The following is a 21,898-nucleotide window of genomic DNA, read 5'->3' on the forward strand; positions in this document are numbered from 1 at the left end:
TTTATGCAACCGATACAACGCATATTTCCGCTCCTGTTGCTTACGCTTCTCTTTTTTACACTGGCATCGTGCAACAAATACCTGGATGTGCAGCCGGAAGACAAGTTCCTGGAAAACCAGGTATACGGCAGTCAGACATCTATCCGTAATGTGATCAACGGTATTTATCTCAACCTTGCAAAACCAGCTGTATACGGCCGCGAGCTCACCGCCACTACCCTCGATGTGCTGGCTCAGTATTATAACTGCAACGCTACTTCACATCCATTTTATACAACAGCGGGTTATAAGTACGGGGATGCCACTACCATGCAGCACACTGCCGGTATATGGAACAGCTCCTACACAGCCATTCTCAATATTAACCTCTTTATTCATAATCTTGACAGCGCCAATAATGTGTTAAGCGCAGAAGAGAAAAATCTGCTGCTGGGAGAAGCATATGGGCTCCGGGCGTTTGTAGCTTTCGATATACTGCGGCTTTTCGGCCCGGTATACGCCACAGACTCCACTAAAACAGCCATCCCTTACCCTGTTACACCGGATTCAAAAATAGAGGCCCTGCTGCCTGCCAATACCGTTGTTGCCAATGTACTGGCTGATATTGCCACCGCAGAAAAACTGCTTGAACACGACCCGGTACGAACTACAGGTATACAGGTGCCCGATGCTGTTTCAGATAAATTCTTCAGCCTGCGCAACCGCCGTATGAACTACTACGCGGTGAAGGCCCTGCTGGCCAGGGTATTGCTGTACCGGCGCGATAATACAGGGGCAGCTGCAGTGGCAAACAATATTATCAATGAAGCCACACCCTGGTTTCCCTGGAGCCCGGCGGCACTGTCTGCACCAGGTATCGCAAACCCCGACCGGATCTTCTCTTCAGAAGTAATTTTCGGACTGGAAAATGCAGATATGTATACTACTCAAACCAGCTGGTTCGCAGCAAGCCTTAACACCAGCCTGCTGGCGCCCCTGCCGCAAAGGCTCACCGCCATTTATGAGGATTACAGTAACGATTACCGTTACCGGATCAATTTTGATGTAGACAGAACTTCTATACGTACAGACAAAACTTTTTTCAAGTATGCAGATATACAAAACAAAAACCTGCTTTACCGGAAACTCCAACCGCTTATGCGTATTACAGAATTGTATTACATCGCTATCGAAGGAGAAACAGACGACAGCAAAGCAGGCGCACTGCTGAATTCGGTCCGCTATAACAGGGGCCTGCCTCCCCTTACCATCAGCGGCGATAAAAGAGCGCAGATCACCAAAGAGTACCAGAAAGAATTCTGGGGCGAAGGACAACTGTTCTACTATTACAAGCGTATTAATCAAACCGCCATCAACAGCGGCGCTTCTGCCAATGCCACTATTACCATGACGCCGGATAAATACGTAGTGCCGCTTCCGTTATCCGAAACCACCTTCAGGTAATAGTCTTTTTCTTAAATGTATCAATGCAAAAACATGAAATATTTTCCAATATACTTTCTCTTCACTGCCGCTTTCATAACAGGATGCGCCAAAAGTGAGCTGCTGCGTTACACAGACGAAAACAATGTATATTTTTCTTATACACGGTCGGACGTTAACTATGATACCATTTATATCAACTTCGCTTTCAGGGGGAACAAAACCGAAGACAGTGCTGGCTTTTATGTGAATCTTCTGGGAAAAGTAACGGCAGGCGACAGATCATTTAACATGACGGCAGACCAGGCTACCACTACCGCTACAGCAAATAAACATTATCGTTTACCCGTTACCGATAGCCTGTTCATTCCAGCCGGTGCTAACCGGAAACTGGTACCCGTAAAAGTTTTCCGGCCTGCCGATCTCCGGGAAAAAACAGTATCACTTTTCCTGAAGCTCAGCCCTGATAAAAATTTCCAGACAAATATGAGCGTATTTGATGCTGCGGCCGCAAATGTAATATCGGCCACCAACCTGGAAATCATTATAGCAGATATCCTTCCCAAACCAGACCTCTGGGATAACAATAGCAGCGCACTTGGTGCCTATTCCCGTAAGAAACTGGAGCTGCTCATTGCTAACCGGTCGCTCGTACTAACACGCTTTTACTCCGGTACGTTGTATTCCACTACGCAGCTCACCAACTATGCACGCCAGTTCCAGATCTATCTTACCAGCCAGAAGAACGAAGGTAAAATGATAACAGAAGAAGACGGGACCGAAATGAAGATGGGACCTGCCGTTCAATAACATTCATTCATCTTATTAACAACGCTCATGAATACTCATCATTATAAATCAATACTCCTGTCTTTCTTTTTTGCATGCCTCCTGACAGCATGTATGAAAGACAAAGGCAATTACAACTATACGCCCATCAACCGCGTTACAATACAGGGAGTAGATTCTGCTTACTTACTGGATTATGGTACACGACTGCAGATTAAGCCGGTGCTGAAATTTTCGGAGGATACACACGAAGATACCGCTAACTATACCTATACCTGGGTGGCCGATCACCTGGTAGGCTACACAATGGCGCCCACCATTATTTCCACGGCAAGGAACCTGGATACCACCATCACCCTTGACTATGGCCTTTATGCCATGTATTACCGCGTTACCGATAAAAGGACCGGCGTATTCACCGACAGCTATTTTACCCTCAACGTAGGAGCGCCTTCCTATGAAGGATGGATGATGCTGTGCGATATGGAAAACGGTAACAGCCGCCTGGATATGATTTCACACAGGGGCAACTCCGATACATTGTATCCCGATATCCTCAAAGAAGTACATTCAGCATATAAAACTACCGGCACGCCTTCTTTTATAGCTACCCAGTTCGCTTACCTGGGAGGCCCCACTAACGGGTCGCTCGGCATATTTGTAGCCACCAGTAAAAATGCCGTGCTGCTCGGTCTGGACTCGCTGGACTATGTACCGGCTTATGACCTGAAAAATTTCATGTCGGTATCGGAGCCCATCACCGACTGGACCGGTGCGGATATAAACCTCCGGATGTATGGCGGTTTGCTGTACGTTAATAAAAATATCTATGCCATAGGATTCAGCTCTATTACAAACCCCATAAACACCCAGGACGGCGGCACTGCATTGTTCAATGCATCACGCTGGGTAGGACAAAATCCTTCTTCAGGAGCCGCTATCATCTTCAATGACGACAGCAAAACCTTCCTGCGCTATCCCGGCTCCGGTACTACCTGTCTTACCCTGCCCAACGGCGACCTTTTCAATTTCAGCACAGGTATGGACCTGCTCTATGCCACCTTTGTTCCTTATAACAGCGGGGAGGTATTTGCAGTACTGAAAAGTCATGCTACCGGTAAGCTGTTCCTGGCACGCTTCACCGTGGCAGGTAAGCAGAATTATTTTGCAGAAATAACCGGGGAAAATATCGCCGGTGCAGAAACATTTGCAGTAAGCCCCGAGCTTGGTTACCTGTTCTATAACGCTGGTGGAAAATTGTATGAATATGATCACGCTGCCAAACACAGCATCCTTATGCACGACTATGGCAACAGGAAAATTTCGCTCCTGAAATTCCAACCGTTTGCCTCTACCTATGCAACCGCTTCCAATGCCGTGTATTATACCACTCTCAGCAAAAAATTACTGGTAGGCACCTATGTCCAGGGACAGCCGGAAAACTCCGGCATACTCGATATGTATACCGTTCCAGACATCAATGCACAATTACAATTGTACAGATCATATACCGGAACAGGGAAAATTGCCTGCATCGCTTACAGGGAAAGATAACAACCAACATACAATTTTATAAAATGAGAAAAATCAAAACCAACCTCCTCCTGTTGCTGCTGGCGCTTTCCGCCACTGCATCCTATGCCGGGCTGCCATTCACTATCAATGGCAGCCTGCGCAAAGCGGACCATCAAACCTGGGCGCACCTTCATTACCAGCTGGATGGTAAACCGGTACACGACTCCGCCAGGATCAGCGATGACCGTTTTACATTGACCGGGAACATCTCCACACCAGTGAAAGCCAACATCTTCATTACTACTCCTTCCGGTAGCAAAAGAGGAACTTATTCAAGCGCAGGCTTTTACCTGGAAGCAGGCACCATAACGGTGACCAATGCAGATACCGGCCGGCAAATACGCGTAAGCGGCACACCGCTCAATGAAGCATACAACCAACTGAAACTGTCGCTCAGCAAGGCTTCTGACCGGCAGCCCGACAGTACACAGAATACTTACGCAGCCATCTCAAAACGCCAGCAGGATATTTACCGTGAATTTGTGGAAAAACATCCGGCATCCCGGATCAGCCTTGATCTTGTATTGAATGAGATCGGCGGGCTAACAGGCATGCAGCAGAAAGAAAACATGTTCAATACATTATCGCCTGAACTGAAAAACAGCTCAGCCGGGCTCGCGTTCACCAAAACCCTGGAACAGGCAAAGCTGTTGCTTCCGGGGAACCCCGCTCCTGATTTCACTGAAAAGGATACTGCCGGTATTGCCGTTTCCCTGAAAGATTTCCGGGGAAAATATGTGCTGATCGATTTCTGGGCCAGCTGGTGCATGCCCTGCCGCGCTGAAAATCCGCATGTGCTCAAAGCTTATGAGAAGTATAAAGGCAGGAACTTTACTGTCCTTGGCGTTTCGCTGGACAAGTCCAGGGCCGACTGGATCAAAGCCATCCGGGAAGATCACCTCCCCTGGCAGCAGATCTCTTCACTGGATCCGCAGAACGCAGAAGGCGCTAAAAAATATGCGATCCGGTACATTCCACAGAATTACCTGGTGAGCCCCGAAGGAAAAATCATTGCAGCCAACTTAAGAGGAGAAGGACTGGAGAAACTGGATGAATTACTGAAGTAATAAAAGAAACCGCTCCAAACACTTGCCCGGAGCGGTTTCTTTTTGCTATATCCAATATATTATACCGCTTCTGCGCGCACAATGGCAACCACCGGCTGTACAACCACGGGGTCAGGCGCTTCTTCCACTTCATCACCTACTACCGGCCCGTTATGGGCCAGTTCACTGCCTTCCTTCTTCGATTTAAAAATGGGCCACAACAACTGGGCATACCACTCTTCTTCTTTATAATGCTTCAATCCATATGCAACGGGGTACTGCCGGGTAATAATACCTGTTCCGAAGATCAGGTCCCAGATGAAAAACATGTTGCCAAAATTACCTTTGTAATACCCGATGCCATCATCCGATGTATCCGCATGGTGCGCATGATGCGTGGCGGGCGTTGAAATCAGGCGCTCCATTACCCAGCCAATAGGATTCAGCCAGCGGATGGTATAAAACGGCTTATCCCATTTAATACTGGAATGTGCTGCCGTTGTGATCAGTGATTTTATGCCGCCTACAAAAAGCGCCGGGTAACCAAGTCCCAGGTAGGTAAGCGTAACCGTTAGGTAGATCTGAGAAAAGAATGCCGTATAAATAATGTTCTGCCTGCCCGTCATAGCCATACCCATATAAGGAGCGGAATGATGCGTGCGGTGAAAACGCCATAGTAACGGGAGCTGATGATGCAGCCGGTGATACCAGTACTGTGTAAGATCATCCGCCACAGCCATGATGGCAAAGCCCCACCAGAAAGGCACCCAGGCAAATATATTCTTTGCATCAGGTAAAACAAACGGTAATAATTTCAACCCGAAATAAGCAATCATCGGGCGCAATACCACCTTCGGAAGTATAAAGCAAACTATATCCAGCGTGCGCTCGTTCTTCGTCCATTTGTTCTCATAAAATCCCACGGAAAATTCTATCACCCCCACTACCACCATGATAGCTGGCAGTCCCCATGTTTTCAGGTTATTGAACACGGCTTCCACAAATGCAGGTGCGCGGAAACCAAGATGCTCGGAAGTGGCCTGCAGCCAGGGTTTACTGCCACTGATATAAAACGACAGGAACATAAGTCCTATCGGCAATATATATAGCAGTAAGCTTATCAGGGAATCCCTCAGGATTACACGCGACGGCGTTTTTGCTGTTGTTGTCATAATTATCTTTTTTATGTGATCAATGATGTTGATTGAATAAAAAATGAATCAGCCAGATACTGCCACCGATAACCACCAGTGGCACCAGGAATATTATTATGCCGATGGCAATTTTCTTTGTTATTAAAACAAGATCTGTTAACGTCATAATAGAAGATTTAAAGTGAAGGATGTATTATTTCGATATGGTTAAGTTTACCGGTAAAATTAAAAGGCGACCTGTATAAGGGCGATACTGCAGAACCCTGATCCCTTCCTACATCCAGCCCTTCGTCGTAAGGAGAAATAGTTGCATCTGCTTTGGTGATGGCACGCTCCGCTACTTTCTCGTCGTTGATGTATAACGCTTCGGTACCGGCCGGGTCTGTAAGCTGCAGTGCCGGTGTATATTTCAGTTCGTAACGAAGCACCGCTTTCCCGGGCGCCAGCGTTTTTCCTGATGTTAGATCTGTTAACCGCCCGTTATTGTTATGTACTGCTTTCAGTTTTCCCTGCTGCACAAAAAAAGTAAATCCTGAAAAACGCCCGCCAACACTTAACAATACGCCTTCATTCTTTATATCATTCAACTCTACATCTGCCTTAATAATAAACGACTGCTCTGAAAGGAATGGAGCCGAGCGTGTAGGCACCTGCGTTATACCGGGGTATAATATTGCACTGGCCCTGTTATCCAGCGGGCCACGGGTGAGGATCCCAGGAGTAAGGCGGGTAGTATCTCCCAGCAACGGGTACACTTTATACTTCCAGGCCTCTTTATCGAAAAGATCTTGCAGCTCTTTTAGTTTTGCAGGATTGGCAGCGGCAAGATCATGCTGCTCATTAAAATCCTTATCCAGGTTATACAGCTCCCATTTATCTGCCGTAAATGGGGTGCCGCGTTTGTGGCTTACTGCAGCCTTCCAGCCGTCTTTATAGATAGCGCGCCCACCGGCTATTTCGTAGTATTGCACATGATGTCTGCCCGGAGCGGCGGCGTTGTTAATAGTGTAAGCCAGGCTGATACCTTCCAGCGTATCCTGCGGGTAGCCATTGATCACTTCAGGCACTTTCAGCCCTGCAATTTCCAGCACGGTTGGCGTAACACTGTTCACATGTGAATACTGCGTGCGTACGCCTCCTTTCCTGATCAGTTTGGGATAGAAGATCACCAGCGGATTACGGGTACCACCCTCACTGTTGGCATCCTGCTTCAGGTAACGGAACGGTGTGTTCGCAGCCTGTGCCCATCCCACCGGGTAGTTAGGCCCCGATTCCGGGCTGCCTATCTTATCATACAAACTATCAATATCCTTTATCCTGCTTTCATAGTTTTGGGTAAATAAACTGCCATCTATGTACTCGTTAATACCATGCACATGACCGCTCAAACCACCTTCCTTACTGGCGCCGTTGTCGCCTATAATAAGTACTATCAGCGTATTATCCAGCTGTTTGGTATCACGCAGGTAATTAACCAGGCGGCCTACTTCATAATCAGTATGGGAAAGGAATCCCGCATATACCTCGAAGAAACGGGAGAACACCTTTTTCTCCGTAGCGGAAAGCGACTCCCATGGTTTTACACCGGGATTGCGTGGCGGCAGTGTTACATCCTGAGGAACAAGCCCCAGCTGCTTTTGCCGGGCCAATACCTGCTCCCGGTACACATCCCATCCTGCATCAAATTTACCTTTGTACTTTTCTATCCAGAACTTATCTACCTGGTGTGGGCCATGCGTAGCGCCCGGTGTAAAATACAGGAAGAAAGGCTTATCAGGTGCAGCTGAATGCTGCCCGGCGATATAGGAAATAGCCTTATCCACCAATACAGTGGTCAGATGTTTTCCCTGCAGGTCCGGTTCTACCTTCACAGTATTTTCCCAGAGCGCGGGCGTATACTGGTCTGTTTCCCCGGCCATAAACCCAAAGAAAGCGTCGAACCCACGGCCTGTAGGCCAGCGGTTAAAAGGCCCTGCCGGCGTGAGGTCCGGGCTGGGAGTTATATGCCATTTACCAACAGCGTAAGTGTTATACCCATCTTCCCTTAATATTTCTGCTACCGTGCCTTTCTCAAACGGCATATAACCATTGTGACCGGGCAGGTTCACCGCGGCATCAATGACTGTAGGCACATTCACTGAATGATGATTGCGGCCGGTAAGCAAAGACGCGCGTGTAGGCGAACAGATAGCAGTAGTATGGAAATTCGTATATCGTAGACCGTTATTGGCAAGACTATCAAAAACAGGTGTTTCCACTAACCCGCCAAATGCGCTGCTGGCGCCCCATCCTACATCATCCAGCATAATATATATAATATTAGGGGCTCCTGCGGGTGCAACGGGATTGAAAGGCGCAGGGGTAATCACCGTTTGTGCAAGGTTAGTACCCGGCTTCCCGGCGTAACTTTTCTGCGGGCTGTATTGTGCATAAGCGCCTGATGCAACGCCCAGCAGCAGTAATGAAATAAAGGATCCGGAAGAGGAAGAGAAAGTCATTTCTTTTGATTTAATTGGCTGAAGTTTTATTTGTCCCACCACAAAGCAGGGGTTTGATACCCCGACCCCGCAGGAGTGTTTTTATTCAACGACTGCTCATTCTGCGGGTAAGGGATCCTTCGCGGGATCTGCCCGTTGGGGTTGGCAACGCTGGTGGCATTCTTTGCCAGCGGTAATGCAGGATAGCCTGTTCTACGGTAATCCGACCAGGCCTCCGGTTGCAGGAACAAGGCAATATATTTTTGTGTGATAATATTCTTCAGATCATTTCCTGAATCTCCGTTTAATATAGCCTTAGCCGTTATATATGCCTCTTGCTTTTCCGGGGTAGCGTAAGGATCTGCGCTATTGCTTATCACCCGTTGAAAAGAGGCCCGGATGGCCGTTTCCAGCGCTGTTTTAGCTAAAGGGTCTGCCGGGTTGATCCTCCACCTCGCTTCCGCTTCCAGGAATTTGGCTTCGGAGAAACTGCTGATCACCACCGGTGAAGTAGCAGTACCATAATAGCTGCCGATCACTGAAAATGCGCCCGGCACTCCCGGCGCGCTGCCTCGGTATGTATTACTGCCTGCAGGATATGGAGTGGCAAAATAGGCACGGCGCGGATCTGCAAACAGCCCTTCCGGTTTGGTAGGTGCATCGGTTACTTCGTTTCCGTTCAACAGGTTTACAAAAGATGCCCCAAGCCCTATCCATCCCGGCCTGTTGGTATTCTGCTGGTAAAAAGGATTGGCATTAGTGGTAGAAGCGCCAAATACCACCAGCGCATCAGCAGAATTATCTGCTATTCCCCTGTAGCGGGCGCCGTCATACAGTGCATCTAACACGGCCTGTGCTGCCGTTTTGCTGTTTATTTTAGTAAGATGGACCGCATATCTTGCCTTCAATGTATACGCAAGCGATTTCCACCGCTCAATATTTCCGCCGTATATCACATCGTCCGTGGCCGGCAGTGCGCCCAGGTTATTGCCTGCCGGTTGCGACAGCTCCGCAATGGCAGAATCCAGCTGCTCCTGCAACGACTTGTAAATATCTTCCTGCTTGTCATACGCCGGGTTGGTGATGTTGTTACCATACAATGATTCTTTGTATGGAATATCCCCGAAAAGATCGGTTAAGGTGCCATAGCTATATACGCTCAGCACCCGGGAAATACCACTGTAATAAGGCAGTTGCTGCTGCGCTGCAGTGGTTCTCACAATTTTCAGCTCATCCAATACCTCAACATAAAATCCTCTCCAGGTTTGATTAAAATACTGGGTGGATGAAGCATAGTTGTCAAAGGAAGCAGCGTCCCCATTTGCACCGGATGCCTGCTGAATATAGATATTGGCGATAAGGCCTGCGTTAACGCCCAGGTTAAACCCAAGCGCTACTTCGGCGCCTGTAAGTACTGCGCTCACAGATACCTCCGTAGAGGCGTTGGGGTTAACATTCGTATCCTCAAGCGAGCAGGAGGCCGGCGCCGTTAACATGCCCGCTGCAATAAATAAACGTCCTATAGTAGATGAATATATTTTCATGTTGCTGATTACTTAATGGATTAGAAAGAAACGTTTAATGCCACCCCGTAACTTTTCGTATTGGGCGTTGTCCAGAAATCAATACCCGCTGCATTCGACAAACCATTGCGGCTTCCCAGGTCGGGATCGCTGCCTGTATAGTTGGTGGAAAGCAAAAAGTTCCTGGCGGTAAGCGTAACACTGGCCGCCGCTATATGCGCAGGTTTCAACAGGGTAGCCGGCAGGGCGTAGGTAAAGTTTACATCTTTCAGTTTCACCCAGTAGAGATCATGCTCAATATAGAGCCCCTGTATGTTGAAAGTGTTGCGGTACCATGCCTGCGACAACACCGCTTCAATGGTATTAGGCGTTCCCTTTGAGGCAGTAACGCCATCAAAAACAGTGGTAGTGCCCCTCGCTGCGGTAGACGCATCTACACCGTTAAACACCATCTGCAAACGCGGGGCGTTAAACAGGTCAAAGCCAAACCGCCCGTCCAGTAAAAAGGAAAAGCTGAATGCGCCATATCGCAATTCGTTACGCAAACCCACATTGAAATCAGGATTCGGATCCCCGATTTTTGTAAAGGTGGTATTCACCAACGGGTATCCATAGGTGGCACTGTTCGGGTTATCGTCGATGATAGGTTTGCCGGCATCGTTACGCTTTACGTCGGTGCCGTAAAATACGCCGTATGGCTGTCCGGCCTGGCCGCGGGCTTCCATCCATATGCCACCAAGACTAACATTGGAAAGATTATCAGCGATATAGTTCACACGGCTGATGTTTTTGTTAAACAGTGCGGTAGCTGTCCATGAAAATCTTCTGCCGCTGAAAATACGCTGCTGCAAACTGGCTTCAATTCCCTTGTTGATGATGTTGCCTGCGTTGGTAAGCGTATAGGCGGCGCCGGTAGAGTAAGGCAAGGTAACTGGTATGATCTGGTCTTTACTGCTGTTGTAATAGTAAACGGCTTCAAGTTGTGTTCTATCATGGAAGAAATGCAGATCCAGTCCGGTTTCCCAGGTGCTGATCCGTTCCGGCTTCAGGTTGGGGTTACCGATGGTAGCACTGTAGCTAAGCCCCTGCTTGCCGTTGAACGGGAAACTGATTCCGCTCTGTATCCATCCGCCGCTGGTAGTGGGCACATAATAGGTTTCAAGAGAATAAGGGTCAGCATCATTTCCCACCTGTGCATAGGTAGCGCGGATCTTACCAAAATTCAGTATACTGTTGTTCCAATGGAGTGCATCTGTAAAAATAAAACTGGTACTGGCAGAAGGATAAAAGAAAGCGTTCTTTCCTTTGGCCAGTGTGGAGGTCCATTCGTTCCTCCCGGTAAGCTCAAGGTATAACCACTTCCTGTAATCCAGCTTCACATCTGCATACCCGGCTACCAGCTTTCTGCGTATGGTTTGATTAAAAGTTTGGGTAGATGAAGCATTGGAGATATTAAAATTACCGGGGATCGTTAATCCATCACCACGGGTATTCACCTGGTTCTTCCAGGAATTGTAATAGTTGTACCCCGCCACTACGGTAAGCTGCAGGTCGTTGTTGAGCTTACGATCGCCTACCAGTAATACATCCAGGTTGTTGTCTCTCCTTGCATAATTCACATCGTTGATAGTACCGGTGGCTACTCCTGAGGTACCGCGACTGAAAGCGCCTTTCCGTACATCGGTATAGTTATCGATCCCATAACGGGCGGTGGCTTTTAACCAGCTGGTAATATCCAGGGTGGCTTCCGCAAAAGTAATAAAGCGGTTCAGCTCATCGGTTTGCGGGTTCATATTAAGCGACCAGTAAGGATTATCCCATCCAATACCATTGGCGTATGAGCGGCTGTCGCCCCAGGGCTTGTTAGTAGTGGGCGGCAGCTTATAGGATTCCGGGTGCTCCCATGGTTTGGAGTAACCATTTGTAATATCGAAATTTACAGCAGAATTCATCAGCGCACGTACTACGTTGGTATTAAACCCTCCCATCAGCGCCCTATTGCCTGCTCCGTCCTTAATGTAATTAACACCACCGGATACTTTCAGCCGTTCGTTCACTGTATAATCGCCGTTAAAGCGGAAAGTATGCCGGAAGAAATCTGTAGTAGGAATAATACCGGTTTGCTTCAGATTACCGTAGGAGAAATAATACCCCGCATTACCCGTATTACCATAGAAACTTATATTCTGATCGTTCGTATAGCCGTTAACGAAAAAGTTACCGATGTTATCATAGCGGTTAACAGGTATACCGTTAGAAGCAGGATCGCTCTTTCCTACAATCGTTCCGTTCTTATCAAAATTACTTGGTACTGAGCTGTAAGTGAGCGTATCCAGCAATGCGCCCCAGTTTTCATCGGAGCCGGTGATACCGGGTTTCACATATTGCCCACCGATGCCGTTTGAAAAAATGGTTTGCCTCGGCTGCATGCGACGGTTTATTTTATCAACAGTAAATGATCCGCTGTAACTCACACCGAAAGATTTATCCGTAAGCAAACTGCCTCTTTTTGTATTGATCACTACCGCGCCGTTCGATGCACGGATACCATACAATGCAGCGGCAGCAGGGCCTTTCAGCACTGTTACGCTCGCGATGTCTGCACTGTTAATATCAATGCCACGGTTAGATGGCGTAGCCAGCGATACACTGTTTGATACCGGGGAAATATCCTGTATGGAATTATCCACAGGCACACCATCCAAAATGAACAGTGGTGCGTTATTTCCCAGCAGCGAGCTGTTACCCCTGATCTTTATGGTAGATGATCCACCGGGAGAGCCTCCGGAATTGCTGATCTGCACACCGGCTACCTTTCCGCTGAGCGCCGCTACTATGTTGGGTTCCCGGCTGTCTTTCAATGCAGCGGCTTTTACTTCACCAACGCTGTAGCCCAGCGACCTGGTAGCGCTCTTTATACCTACGGCGGTCACTACCACTTCAGACAGCGACTGCTGTTGCTCCAGTTTTATCACCTTGTTCAGGTCATCTTTTGTGATCAGTACTTCCTGCTGCTGATACCCGATGAAAGTAACAATGATGGTTTGAGGCAGCTTCAGCAGGCTTAACTGGTAGGCGCCTGTTGCATCTGCCAGTGTACCTGATGTACCGCCTTTAATACGCACAGATGCGCCTGGCAGCGCCTCCTGCGTTTTATTGTCAATTACTTTTCCTTTCAGCAGCACTGCCGCCTGCGAATAAGCGTTGCTGGTAAAGGACAACAATGCAGCGCACAATAGTGCATTACGTAAATATCTGAACATACAAAGGGAATTAGATGTTGGAAGAATCGGGCAATAAAATGCCCATGATGACTACGCTACGCGTCATTTAGTTATTCGGATGTTTTGACCGGAAAGCCTTAGCAACAACAACAGGCGGATGTAAATGTATCCGCGTTAAGTTTTCCGTTGTTTCTATTGTTGTACAATAGCTGATTCATTGTTGAAATATTAAATTGGTTGAACAAGCCGCTTCCGTGAAGCGACTTCAATAAAGTATGGTAGCTAATAAGGTTTGCTTTGTATGGTGGGTGACAAAGACTTTGGTGGTGGTAAATCCTATTAGTCTACTATAATTGTAGACAAATATACAACCGGGTTTTGGAAAACGCAAGCGCTGCCCAAAAAAAAAGTTGGACAACAGTTACTAATTCCCGCTGATACCCGCTTTACTATTAAGTTTCAACATATCAACATTCACAGGAAATTATCATTAATGGCGCCGGTGTTTAGTATTAACAACCTAAGATCTATATTTTCATTAATGCAACATAGTTGCATTAATGAAAATATCACTACCTTTGTCTTTCAGAGAATACCGGCAAAATAAAATCGGCTGGAAGAAACATGACTGGAAGACTGTTGCAGTTGCCGTCAAATAAATACTTTATCATGATTGAAATCTTCAAAACAAATATCCCGGAACCGGAGCTGGCAGAAAACGTGTTAAAGGCGCTGAAAGAAACGCTTCCCGGTGCACGTATCAACTTTGATCATAATGATCGCGACAAAATACTTCGCGTGGAGGCGTCGGAAATTAATACAGATGCAGTCATTTCAACTGTCCGGGCGTTGGGATTCGTTTGTATACTGATGGAAGACAAGGTTTGTATCAAAAGTAAACCCAGCTCTCACGAAACAGGGTCATTCTGGGAGTCCAGCTTTATTGACAAGCAGACTATGTGGGGGTTTGAGCCGGCGGACTCTACTCTTTTAGCGAAGGATTTTTTTATAAGGGAAGGTATTAAAGATGTATTGATTCCGGGCATAGGATACGGAAGGAATGCAAAAGTATTTATAGACAATGGTATCAAGGTAACAGGCATAGAGATTTCGAAAACGGCTATTGATCTGGCAAGAGCGCATTATGGCAACAGTATGAAAATCTATCACGGCTCAGTAACAGATATGCCTTTTGATCATCATCGTTACGGGGGGATTTTCAGCTATGGACTGATTTACCTGTTGGATGAAGAAGAACGGAAAAAGCTCATCCGCGACTGCTACGATCAGCTGCAGCCCAATGGATATCTTTTCTTCTCCGTTATTTCAAAAAATTCACCCAACTACGGAGCAGGCACACAGATAGGTAAAGATCGTTTTGAAGCAACAAAGGGAGCCAGGATATTTTTCTACGACAACGAATCTGTCCGGGAGGAATTCGGAGAATACGGACTAACAGATTTTTTTGAGATAGAAGAGCCCAATAAAACAATGCCGGGCAAACCTTCCTTCCGGTTTATTATTATAAAATGCAGGAAAGGATCATAAAACGAAAAGCCCCCGGCCGGAAAAACCAGCTGGGGGCTTTGCATCTGCCAATTACCGGCATGCTATTGAATAATTATTCTCTCAGTTGCAACCTGGACACCGCTTCTCACTACCTATACTTTCACCTGCAGGTGTTTGCCGGGTTTATCATCGTCTGCAAATTCCATCATAGTCGCAAAGCCATTGCATGCTCCCCAGTGATCTCCATGATTCAGATGTGCCTGCACTGCATCTTTTGAAATGCAAATGGTTTTTCCTTATGGCAAATAATTACCTTATTTCCATCGTTACCACAGGCTGGAGGATTTATTACAACAAGGGGTAGTACAGGTAGCCTGATTTCCATTGTCCTCATCAACCATAAAAGATAGGTTACTATCATAACCATTCCCAAAATAAAAAAGCCCGCTGATCAGCGGACTTTTTTATTTTTGTTGCCCAACCAGGATTCGAACCTAGACAAACAGAACCAAAATCTGTCGTACTACCATTATACTATTGGGCAATACCCTTATTGTTTGGGATGGCAAAAGTATAACTTTTTTTATTCCTGCAAAAAAAACTTGCAATATTTTTGAAATATCCCGTGAAATCCTTTGCTGCAACGCCTTTATAAAACAATCTCATTTACTTTCTCCGCTATCTGTACCGGTTTTATCCACTCCATACAGGCGTGATCCCCTCTGAAACAGGGTTTATTGCCAAACACAGAACAGGGGCGACAGGGAAGATCATGAATCTGAACAGCATTTTCCGGCGCCTGCCCATAACCCATAAATCCTGCAAAAGGATGGGTAGCGCCCCAAACAGATACTACCGGCACTCCAAACAGGGAAGCCAGGTGCATGTTAGCCGAATCCATACTGATCATCACATCCAGCTGGCTGATCAGCGCCAATTCCTCTTCCAGGGAAAAACGCCCTGCCGCCACAATTACCTCCGGGTATTGCGCCGCCAGTTGTGTCAGTAATGCCACCTCCTGTTTACCTCCTCCCAGCAAAAACAGCTGTATTCCCTGCTCCCGTGCCAGCATTCCTAATACGGCCGCCATTTTCTCCAAAGGATACATTTTTTCCCGGTAAGTGGCAAAAGGAGCCAGTCCAATCCACTTTTTGCCTTGTTTGGGACCAGTTACCGCTGTAACTGATCCGGGCAGTATACGGGGCTGAAAAACAGGTTTACGGCCCATCTCACAGCGAAGACCCAGTTGCCGGAAAACTTCCGCATACCGTTCTATTGTGCTGCTGAGCGGCTGTAATACCTTATTTTCACGGCGGGTCAGCGCCTTCTTTTCTGCACGGCCCTTGTCAATAGCCGCCACAGGCGTACCGCTCAGGCGGAAAAAAGTCCGGATGATCTGGGATCTCAGCACATTGTGCAGATCTGCCACTGCTGTAATCCGGTGGGCTTTCCTCACTTCACGGAACAGGCGGTACAATCCTTTTATCCCTTTGTGAATCCCTTTCACATCTGCCGGGAAAAAACTGAGCCGGGGAATGCCCGCGCACAAAGCTCCCCAGTTCCGGTTGGTCACAAAAACAATCTCCACATCCGGATTTTCATCCAGTACCTGCTTCATTACAGGAATGGTCATGGCTACATCGCCTAAAGCAGACAACCGGGTAACCAATATCGTTTTAACTGTGCCCAAGTATGGAGGTTTATTTTTCGTTCTTGTATAAAACCGGGTTCAGGGAAGGATCGTTATACATCTTCATTTGCTTGTATACCTTCATAAACTTCCTGCCGGCAGCAATATCAGCCAGGAGTGCCTCAATGGCAGTGCCCAGGTCTTTCTGCTGCTCCAGGAGTATATCCAGCTTACGCTGGCATGCGGCCCGGTGCTCAGGCGTGGCGTCTGCACGGGTGGCCTCTTCCTGCATATGATAAATTTTCAGGGCTAAAATAGACAAACGGTCTATTGCCCAGGCGGGGCTTTCCGTATTAATGGTGGCATCTGCCGCGGGTACCGTGTTGCTGTATTTCTCCAGGAAATAGCTGTCAATATACTCCACCACGTCTGTACGTTCCTGGTTAGAGCGGTCTATCCAGCGCTTAATCCCCAGTGCTTCCACCGGGTCAATGTTCGGGTCGCGGATAATGTCTTCCAGGTGCCACTGCACCGTGTCGATCCAGTTTTTCAGGAAAAGCAGGTGCTCAATACTGCTCTTTTCATAGGGATTGGAAATGGCCTGATGCACATCATTGTGCTCATGGTAGGCCACGATACTCTGGTTAAATATCTTATTGCACAATTGTGTAAACATGGCGCAAATGTACAAAAGGCTAACAATAAAAAAGAAGCGCATGGTAGAGACCATACGCTTATTGTAAAAGATTGTCATGTGAATGTTCGAGAATGCAAATCGTGAAGGCTTTCAATGGTTATCTTGGGGTTGAGATGCCGTCAAGGTTATACCACCTTATTTCCTTTTTTTACCGTAAATGATGCCATTGCACCATCCTGGCAATAATATTTTATAATGATTTGTTGCTTTGAATATTTTTTTTGAATGCAGTAAAAATCAATCACTCTAATGGCTACACGTTTTAATTGAGGGTGTTTAAATAATATAGCTGTTAACAAATTGTCAGATCACCAATTACAGGGCCAGGATCACAGACGTTACATTATTCATCAACCGGAAGTGGTTCTCACCACTGCTTTTATGGGATTTCCTCTGCTAATGTTGACAATTTCATTTGTTTAATTATTCTCAAATAGTAACGGGTTTTCTAAAAAATCAGGGTTTAAAAGCGGACATCGTTATGTCCTTGTGTCTTAGTGCAAATTAAAAGGGTCCACTGCATTTTACACTGCAGTGGACCCCTTTTTTTATACAACGTTAGTGGTAATTAATGTGTTTTTTTGTCCAAATTAGCTTTCCGGATCAGCCGTCAGCTTTATTTTGGTGGCATAATAAATCGGAATGCCCAATAATATAATGCCCAGTCCGGGTAAGGTGTAGCTGGTCTCAAACACCAGTAACAGCGCCGCCAGCGATAACGCCACAATAATGTAGATCATAGGCAGCACCGGGTAACCAAATGCCTTGTATGGCCGCTCTGCCTCCGGGCGTTTCTTTCTTAAAATAAAAATACCCAGGATAGTAAGTACATAAAATATCAGTACACCGAAAATCACCAGTGCCAGCAGATCATTGTACCTTCCTGTCAAACAAAGCAGGGAAGCCCATGCGCACTGGATCCACAAACCATAGCCGGGCACACTGTGCTTATTCAGCTCTCCTGCTTTTTTGAAGAACAATTTATCTTCTGCCATGGTGTAATAGATCCTGGCTCCCGACAGGATTAGCCCGTTGTTACAGCCAAAAGTTGAGATCATGATCATGATGGCAATAATAATGGCGCCACTGGAACCAAAGATCTTTTCAGTTACGGCTACGGCTACACGGTCGTTGGCCGCAAATGCAATTTCATTCAGTGGCAGTACAGCCAGGTACATCAGGTTACAGCTCACATAAATGATAGTCACAATCAGCGTTCCCAGGAAAAGGGAACGGCCAATATTCTTGGCGGGGTTCTTAATCTCTCCCGCAATAAAAGTTACGTTGTTCCATGCGTCGCTGGAAAACAACGACCCTTTCATGGAAACAGCGATGGCGCCAAATAATGCCAGCCCCGATAAAGCAGTTGTTATCACCGTACCATTCTGTGAAGTAACTGCAGCTGCATCCCAGGCATGCTGCCAGTTGGCATTCCAGATCCCGGATTTTGTCCCAAACAGCAATCCGAAAATAATGAGCCCGAACAAAGAAAGCAGTTTCGCCAGCGTAAATACCGTTTGTATCAGCTTACCATGGTGTACACCACGGGTGTTAATAAATGTTAGTAAGATGATAGATATAATAGCCACTATCTGTGCTGCAGAAATCTGAACAATACCGGCATCCAGCAGTATATTCTTCTCGCTGAAACCCGGGATCAGGTAAGCGGTAAACTTGGCAAAGGCCACCGCCACCGCGGCAATAGTACCGGTTTGAATAACGCCGAACTGCGTCCACCCGAATAAGAATGCAATGAAAGGATTGTAGGCTTCCCGGAGATACACATACTGACCTCCTGCTTTGGGGAACATCCCCGACAGCTCACCATAACTGAGGGCAGCAATCAGTGTTACCACTCCTGCAAGCACCCACATAGCGGTGATCCATCCGGCGCCGCCCACGCTGCGCGCAATTTCTGCAGTTACAATAAAGATCCCGGAACCGATCATAGAACCGGCCACTATCATGGTGGCGTCCAGCAGGCCCAGGGATGGCTTGAATGATTTAGTCTGGTTGATTTCCATATTGATATTTATAAAAAATCCCGGCTCATAAATGGAACCGGGACTATAAGATAGAAAATTTTTCTGATGCTTTATTCGCTTATTTGGCAGAAGCTGCTGAACCATTCTGGTTCATACCCTTAATAACTTCCGGTGTTACATCGTAAGCCGGATCCTTATAAAGGATATTGCTGGCTGTGCTGCGGTAAGAGAATATATATGCAAAACGTTTGTCGGCATTAAATGCTTTCAGGAAATCGTCCAGTCTCTTCTGCAACTCCTCGTTAAATTTGGTTTCCTGCTCGGTATAAGAGGCACGCAGGTTCTGCGCTTCCTGCTCCAGCTGCTGTTGTTTGGACATCAGGCTGCGCTGCGCGGCTTCGCCCTGTTCCTGGGTAAGTGTAGATGCCCTGCGCTGCAGATCCTCATACTCACTCTGCAATGCACGGGCCTTGCCTTTCAACTGATTATCCATCTGCTGCTGCTTCTGTTCCAGCAATGCCCTTTTTTCCTTGAAATACTCAAAATGCGCTTCCAGTGAGTCCAGGTCTACGTACGCAATTTTGAAACTACCCCCGGCAGGAGTATTGCTGTTTGCAGCAGAGGATGCAGCTGGCGCACTGTTACCAGCTTTATTACCCTGGCAAGACATCAATAATCCGGCTGAAAATGCCGCTAATAATCCTTTAGTCACTAATTGTTTACAAGTGCGCATGTTAATAGGTGGATTTGCTTTAAGTACATTTTAAAAATGGAACGGCTAAAATAAGGTTTTTACCGGATTTTCATATTCCCATCCGTTTTTTTAGCTAGGTTTTAACTAATATTATTATTTCACCTTATCCAACAGGATTTCCGGCTCATTGGTGGTAATATAATCGACGCCGTTTTTCAGCAAATCATCCATTACTTCCGGGTTATCTATCGTCCAGGCATTAGTGGTCACTTTATGCTGTTTCGCAGTAGCTATCAGCTGCGGATCGTTTTTAAATACCTGCTGGTTATAGTCAAGTCCCCATATCCCGTCTGCCTGTAACTGCGCAGGCGTCTTGTCGCCGTTGAGATAGGCTATTTTGGCCGCAGGGTCAAGTTCTTTTATTTTTTTGCAGATGTTGTAGTCAAAGCTGATATAAAACATCCACGCCTGGGCCTTCTTCGCCTGCACCATTGCCACCGCTTTGGAAGCCAGCAGATCGCCCCTGCCGGTACGTGATGGCTTTAGCTCCAGTACCAGCCGCGTACGATGCTGCTTCATAATTATATCAATGAACTCTTCCAGTGTAGGTACCCTGTCCCCGTTCTTCAGCTGCACGGTTTGCAGGTCCGCAAGCGTGCTCTCTTCTACCTTCTTCCCTCCTATCTCCGGGTCATGCGAAATCACCATCTCATTATCCGATGATAACCACACATCAAACTCCGATCCCTCACAGCCTAGTTTTATCGCATCATTCAGCGAAGTAATACTGTTCTGGCTCCCCTCATGGTGCTTCCATGCGCCACGGTGAGCCACTACTTTATTACGGATAAAATCGTCTGCTACCAGCAGGAAATCGGCCGTGTCTGCACCCGCCTTAATGCGTACAGGATATGTAAAGCTGCCTTCTTTGCTTATTGCCGCCTTCTTCTTCAGTTTTAATGCATGACCGCTAACGGTAAATAACCCCGATTTATCTTCCAGCAATGTGGCAGCCGATAATTGCCCGTTCCTGTCGTAGATCTTCCCGATTACGGCGTTCTTTTGCTGAACCGGAATCGTATAGGCGTCCAGGTAAGGAGCACTGGCCTGTTGCCCTGCTGCTGTTGTACCCATTAAGATGATCCCTGCCATCAGAAATATTTTTTTGCAATTGTTCATGTTATCCGCGTTTGTGCTGAAAATAGCGCGCAATTTATTTATTTCCACCCCATGGGAGGAAAATCACTGCATTAAATTAATATAAAGCTTTAAAAAGATGCCTGGTATTGCATTTACAAACTAAAAACTGCTGCGGGCATTGCTACTGTTGTTGTACAACTGAAGACCAGCGGATCATTCCTCCCGGTGTCAGGTCGGGCACTGCATGGTCGCCATTGTTACACAACTGAAGACCAGCCGATCATTTTCACCGATGTTAGGTACTGCTCAGCACTGTTGTTGCCGGCGCTTTAGTTATGCTGTATCACCAACACATTGAACCTGGCCGGATCCAGCGGATAACCATTGCTGATCAGTGTATAGATCTTCCCGGTTTGAGTGGCCATGTCCACGGTTTTCAATACTTTGGAAGTATTGGAAGAATCGGTCGAGCGGAAGTTGATCTTGTAATGGGCGCTGTCGCCACTAAGCGGTGCAAACCCTGTTTGTGCGGGAAACGGAATCCTGTTGAAAAAACGGGGAAGCGTATCGGAATATACGTCCATGAGAAATGGTGAACGGTCAGGCCTGAACCCCTGCGCAAAATTAATCACCCTGAATTTAGCCAGTCCTGCACCCGGATCCCTGAGATCATCTTCTGTAGTGATCAATAGCGGGGCGCCGGCACTGTCGGCCCCCAGGAAAGCGGAGTAATAACGGTTGTTACGGAGATAGATCTGCCCCCGGAACAATTCCACACCTGGCTGCCTGCTGTCTGCAATGATCAGGTTATACTTCTGTGCCCTCAACGATTTATACCCGGTATTGGCACTATAACCTAAATTATTCCCAATGCTGAATGTATCCAGCTTCACATTATACTGAACATTGCCGGGCGCTGCATTTACAAACAAAAAGTTACCATGTGTGTCGGGCACTGCGCTATCACTGTCCTTTTTACAGGCGCCTATTACCACCAGCAGTACTAAAACAGGAATGATCAGGTATTTCATGA

At 47.0% G+C, this 21,898-nt stretch carries 15 protein-coding genes and 1 tRNA gene; 5 read left to right on the top strand and 11 right to left on the bottom strand.

The genetic code is table 11. The features are described 5' to 3' along the window. Positions 1-3 precede the first annotated feature (3 nt). The 4 genes from ABIE50_RS30575 to ABIE50_RS30590 are packed head-to-tail and all read left to right on the top strand — an operon-like array spanning position 4 to position 4,853. Positions 4-1,443, top strand: coding sequence for a RagB/SusD family nutrient uptake outer membrane protein (locus tag ABIE50_RS30575; protein WP_209862791.1), 1,440 nt, complete (start codon positions 4-6; stop codon positions 1,441-1,443). 33 nt (positions 1,444-1,476) lie between these two features. Continuing rightward, positions 1,477-2,232, top strand: coding sequence for a DUF4843 domain-containing protein (locus ABIE50_RS30580; protein WP_209862794.1), 756 nt, complete (start codon positions 1,477-1,479; stop codon positions 2,230-2,232). Between the two features lie 27 nt (positions 2,233-2,259). Next, entirely contained in the window at positions 2,260-3,765 is a 1,506-nt protein-coding gene (locus tag ABIE50_RS30585) for a PKD-like family lipoprotein (RefSeq protein WP_209862798.1), read from the top strand. Between the two features lie 23 nt (positions 3,766-3,788). Continuing rightward, positions 3,789-4,853 carry a redoxin domain-containing protein gene (locus ABIE50_RS30590; protein ID WP_209862801.1) on the top strand — a complete coding sequence of 355 codons (1,065 nt, stop codon included), beginning with the start codon at positions 3,789-3,791 and terminating at the stop codon, positions 4,851-4,853. Between the two features lie 59 nt (positions 4,854-4,912). Here ABIE50_RS30590 and ABIE50_RS30595 read toward each other — a convergent pair whose 3' ends face one another. The 4 genes from ABIE50_RS30595 to ABIE50_RS30610 all read right to left on the bottom strand — a co-directional run bounded on the left by ABIE50_RS30595 (position 4,913) and on the right by ABIE50_RS30610 (position 13,249). Then, positions 4,913-6,004 carry a sterol desaturase family protein gene (locus ABIE50_RS30595; protein WP_354028251.1) on the bottom strand — a complete coding sequence of 364 codons (1,092 nt, stop codon included), beginning with the start codon at positions 6,002-6,004 and terminating at the stop codon, positions 4,913-4,915. 158 nt (positions 6,005-6,162) lie between these two features. Continuing rightward, entirely contained in the window at positions 6,163-8,484 is a 2,322-nt protein-coding gene (locus ABIE50_RS30600) for an arylsulfatase (protein ID WP_209862804.1), read from the bottom strand. A 26-nt stretch (positions 8,485-8,510) separates the two neighbouring features. Next, positions 8,511-10,007 carry a SusD/RagB family nutrient-binding outer membrane lipoprotein gene (locus ABIE50_RS30605; RefSeq protein WP_209862807.1) on the bottom strand — a complete coding sequence of 499 codons (1,497 nt, stop codon included), beginning with the start codon at positions 10,005-10,007 and terminating at the stop codon, positions 8,511-8,513. A 20-nt stretch (positions 10,008-10,027) separates the two neighbouring features. After that, positions 10,028-13,249, bottom strand: coding sequence for a SusC/RagA family TonB-linked outer membrane protein (locus ABIE50_RS30610; protein WP_209862810.1), 3,222 nt, complete (start codon positions 13,247-13,249; stop codon positions 10,028-10,030). A 630-nt stretch (positions 13,250-13,879) separates the two neighbouring features. Here ABIE50_RS30610 and ABIE50_RS30615 point away from each other — a divergent pair. Next, positions 13,880-14,758 carry a methyltransferase domain-containing protein gene (locus ABIE50_RS30615; protein WP_354028252.1) on the top strand — a complete coding sequence of 293 codons (879 nt, stop codon included), beginning with the start codon at positions 13,880-13,882 and terminating at the stop codon, positions 14,756-14,758. 434 nt (positions 14,759-15,192) lie between these two features. Here the strand turns inward: ABIE50_RS30615 and ABIE50_RS30620 are convergent. The 7 genes from ABIE50_RS30620 to ABIE50_RS30650 form a co-directional block, all read right to left on the bottom strand. Next, positions 15,193-15,263 (bottom strand) — tRNA-Gln (locus ABIE50_RS30620). A 105-nt stretch (positions 15,264-15,368) separates the two neighbouring features. Further along, on the bottom strand, positions 15,369-16,409 hold the full coding sequence (locus ABIE50_RS30625) for a glycosyltransferase family 9 protein (protein ID WP_209862813.1): 1,041 nt from the start codon (positions 16,407-16,409) through the stop codon (positions 15,369-15,371). A 10-nt stretch (positions 16,410-16,419) separates the two neighbouring features. Next, positions 16,420-17,025, bottom strand: a complete 606-nt coding sequence (locus tag ABIE50_RS30630) for a DUF4254 domain-containing protein (protein WP_142686082.1) — start codon at positions 17,023-17,025, stop codon at positions 16,420-16,422. Between the two features lie 611 nt (positions 17,026-17,636). Next, a complete protein-coding gene (locus ABIE50_RS30635) occupies positions 17,637-19,070 on the bottom strand; it encodes an APC family permease (RefSeq protein ID WP_209862818.1) in 1,434 nt (477 codons plus the stop codon). A gap of 79 nt (positions 19,071-19,149) precedes the next feature. Continuing rightward, a complete protein-coding gene (locus tag ABIE50_RS30640; RefSeq protein ID WP_209862821.1) occupies positions 19,150-19,764 on the bottom strand; it encodes an OmpH/Skp family outer membrane protein in 615 nt (204 codons plus the stop codon). A 114-nt stretch (positions 19,765-19,878) separates the two neighbouring features. Then, entirely contained in the window at positions 19,879-20,877 is a 999-nt protein-coding gene (locus ABIE50_RS30645) for a glycerophosphodiester phosphodiesterase family protein (protein WP_209862825.1), read from the bottom strand. 317 nt (positions 20,878-21,194) lie between these two features. Then, positions 21,195-21,896 (bottom strand): DUF4397 domain-containing protein, encoded by a 702-nt coding sequence (locus tag ABIE50_RS30650; protein ID WP_209862829.1) that lies wholly within the window; start codon positions 21,894-21,896, stop codon positions 21,195-21,197. Positions 21,897-21,898 lie beyond the last annotated feature (2 nt).

It is taken from the genome of Chitinophaga sp. OAE865 (assembly GCF_040546735.1).
Classification (GTDB): Bacteria; Bacteroidota; Bacteroidia; order Chitinophagales; family Chitinophagaceae; genus Chitinophaga; species Chitinophaga polysaccharea_A.

Excerpts from the sequence above, each read along its gene's own strand:
- ABIE50_RS30575 (WP_209862791.1), top strand. The coding sequence starts at position 4 with ATGCAACCGATACAACGCATATTTCCGCTCCTGTTGCTTACGCTTCTC.
- ABIE50_RS30580 (WP_209862794.1), top strand. The coding sequence starts at position 1,477 with ATGAAATATTTTCCAATATACTTTCTCTTCACTGCCGCTTTCATAACA.
- ABIE50_RS30585 (WP_209862798.1), top strand. The coding sequence starts at position 2,260 with ATGAATACTCATCATTATAAATCAATACTCCTGTCTTTCTTTTTTGCA.
- ABIE50_RS30590 (WP_209862801.1), top strand. The coding sequence starts at position 3,789 with ATGAGAAAAATCAAAACCAACCTCCTCCTGTTGCTGCTGGCGCTTTCC.
- ABIE50_RS30595 (WP_354028251.1), bottom strand. The coding sequence starts at position 6,004 with ATGACAACAACAGCAAAAACGCCGTCGCGTGTAATCCTGAGGGATTCC.
- ABIE50_RS30600 (WP_209862804.1), bottom strand. The coding sequence starts at position 8,484 with ATGACTTTCTCTTCCTCTTCCGGATCCTTTATTTCATTACTGCTGCTG.
- ABIE50_RS30605 (WP_209862807.1), bottom strand. The coding sequence starts at position 10,007 with ATGAAAATATATTCATCTACTATAGGACGTTTATTTATTGCAGCGGGC.
- ABIE50_RS30610 (WP_209862810.1), bottom strand. The coding sequence starts at position 13,249 with ATGTTCAGATATTTACGTAATGCACTATTGTGCGCTGCATTGTTGTCC.
- ABIE50_RS30615 (WP_354028252.1), top strand. The coding sequence starts at position 13,880 with ATGATTGAAATCTTCAAAACAAATATCCCGGAACCGGAGCTGGCAGAA.
- ABIE50_RS30630 (WP_142686082.1), bottom strand. The coding sequence starts at position 17,025 with ATGTTTACACAATTGTGCAATAAGATATTTAACCAGAGTATCGTGGCC.
- ABIE50_RS30635 (WP_209862818.1), bottom strand. The coding sequence starts at position 19,070 with ATGGAAATCAACCAGACTAAATCATTCAAGCCATCCCTGGGCCTGCTG.
- ABIE50_RS30640 (WP_209862821.1), bottom strand. The coding sequence starts at position 19,764 with ATGCGCACTTGTAAACAATTAGTGACTAAAGGATTATTAGCGGCATTT.
- ABIE50_RS30645 (WP_209862825.1), bottom strand. The coding sequence starts at position 20,877 with ATGGCAGGGATCATCTTAATGGGTACAACAGCAGCAGGGCAACAGGCC.
- ABIE50_RS30650 (WP_209862829.1), bottom strand. The coding sequence starts at position 21,896 with ATGAAATACCTGATCATTCCTGTTTTAGTACTGCTGGTGGTAATAGGC.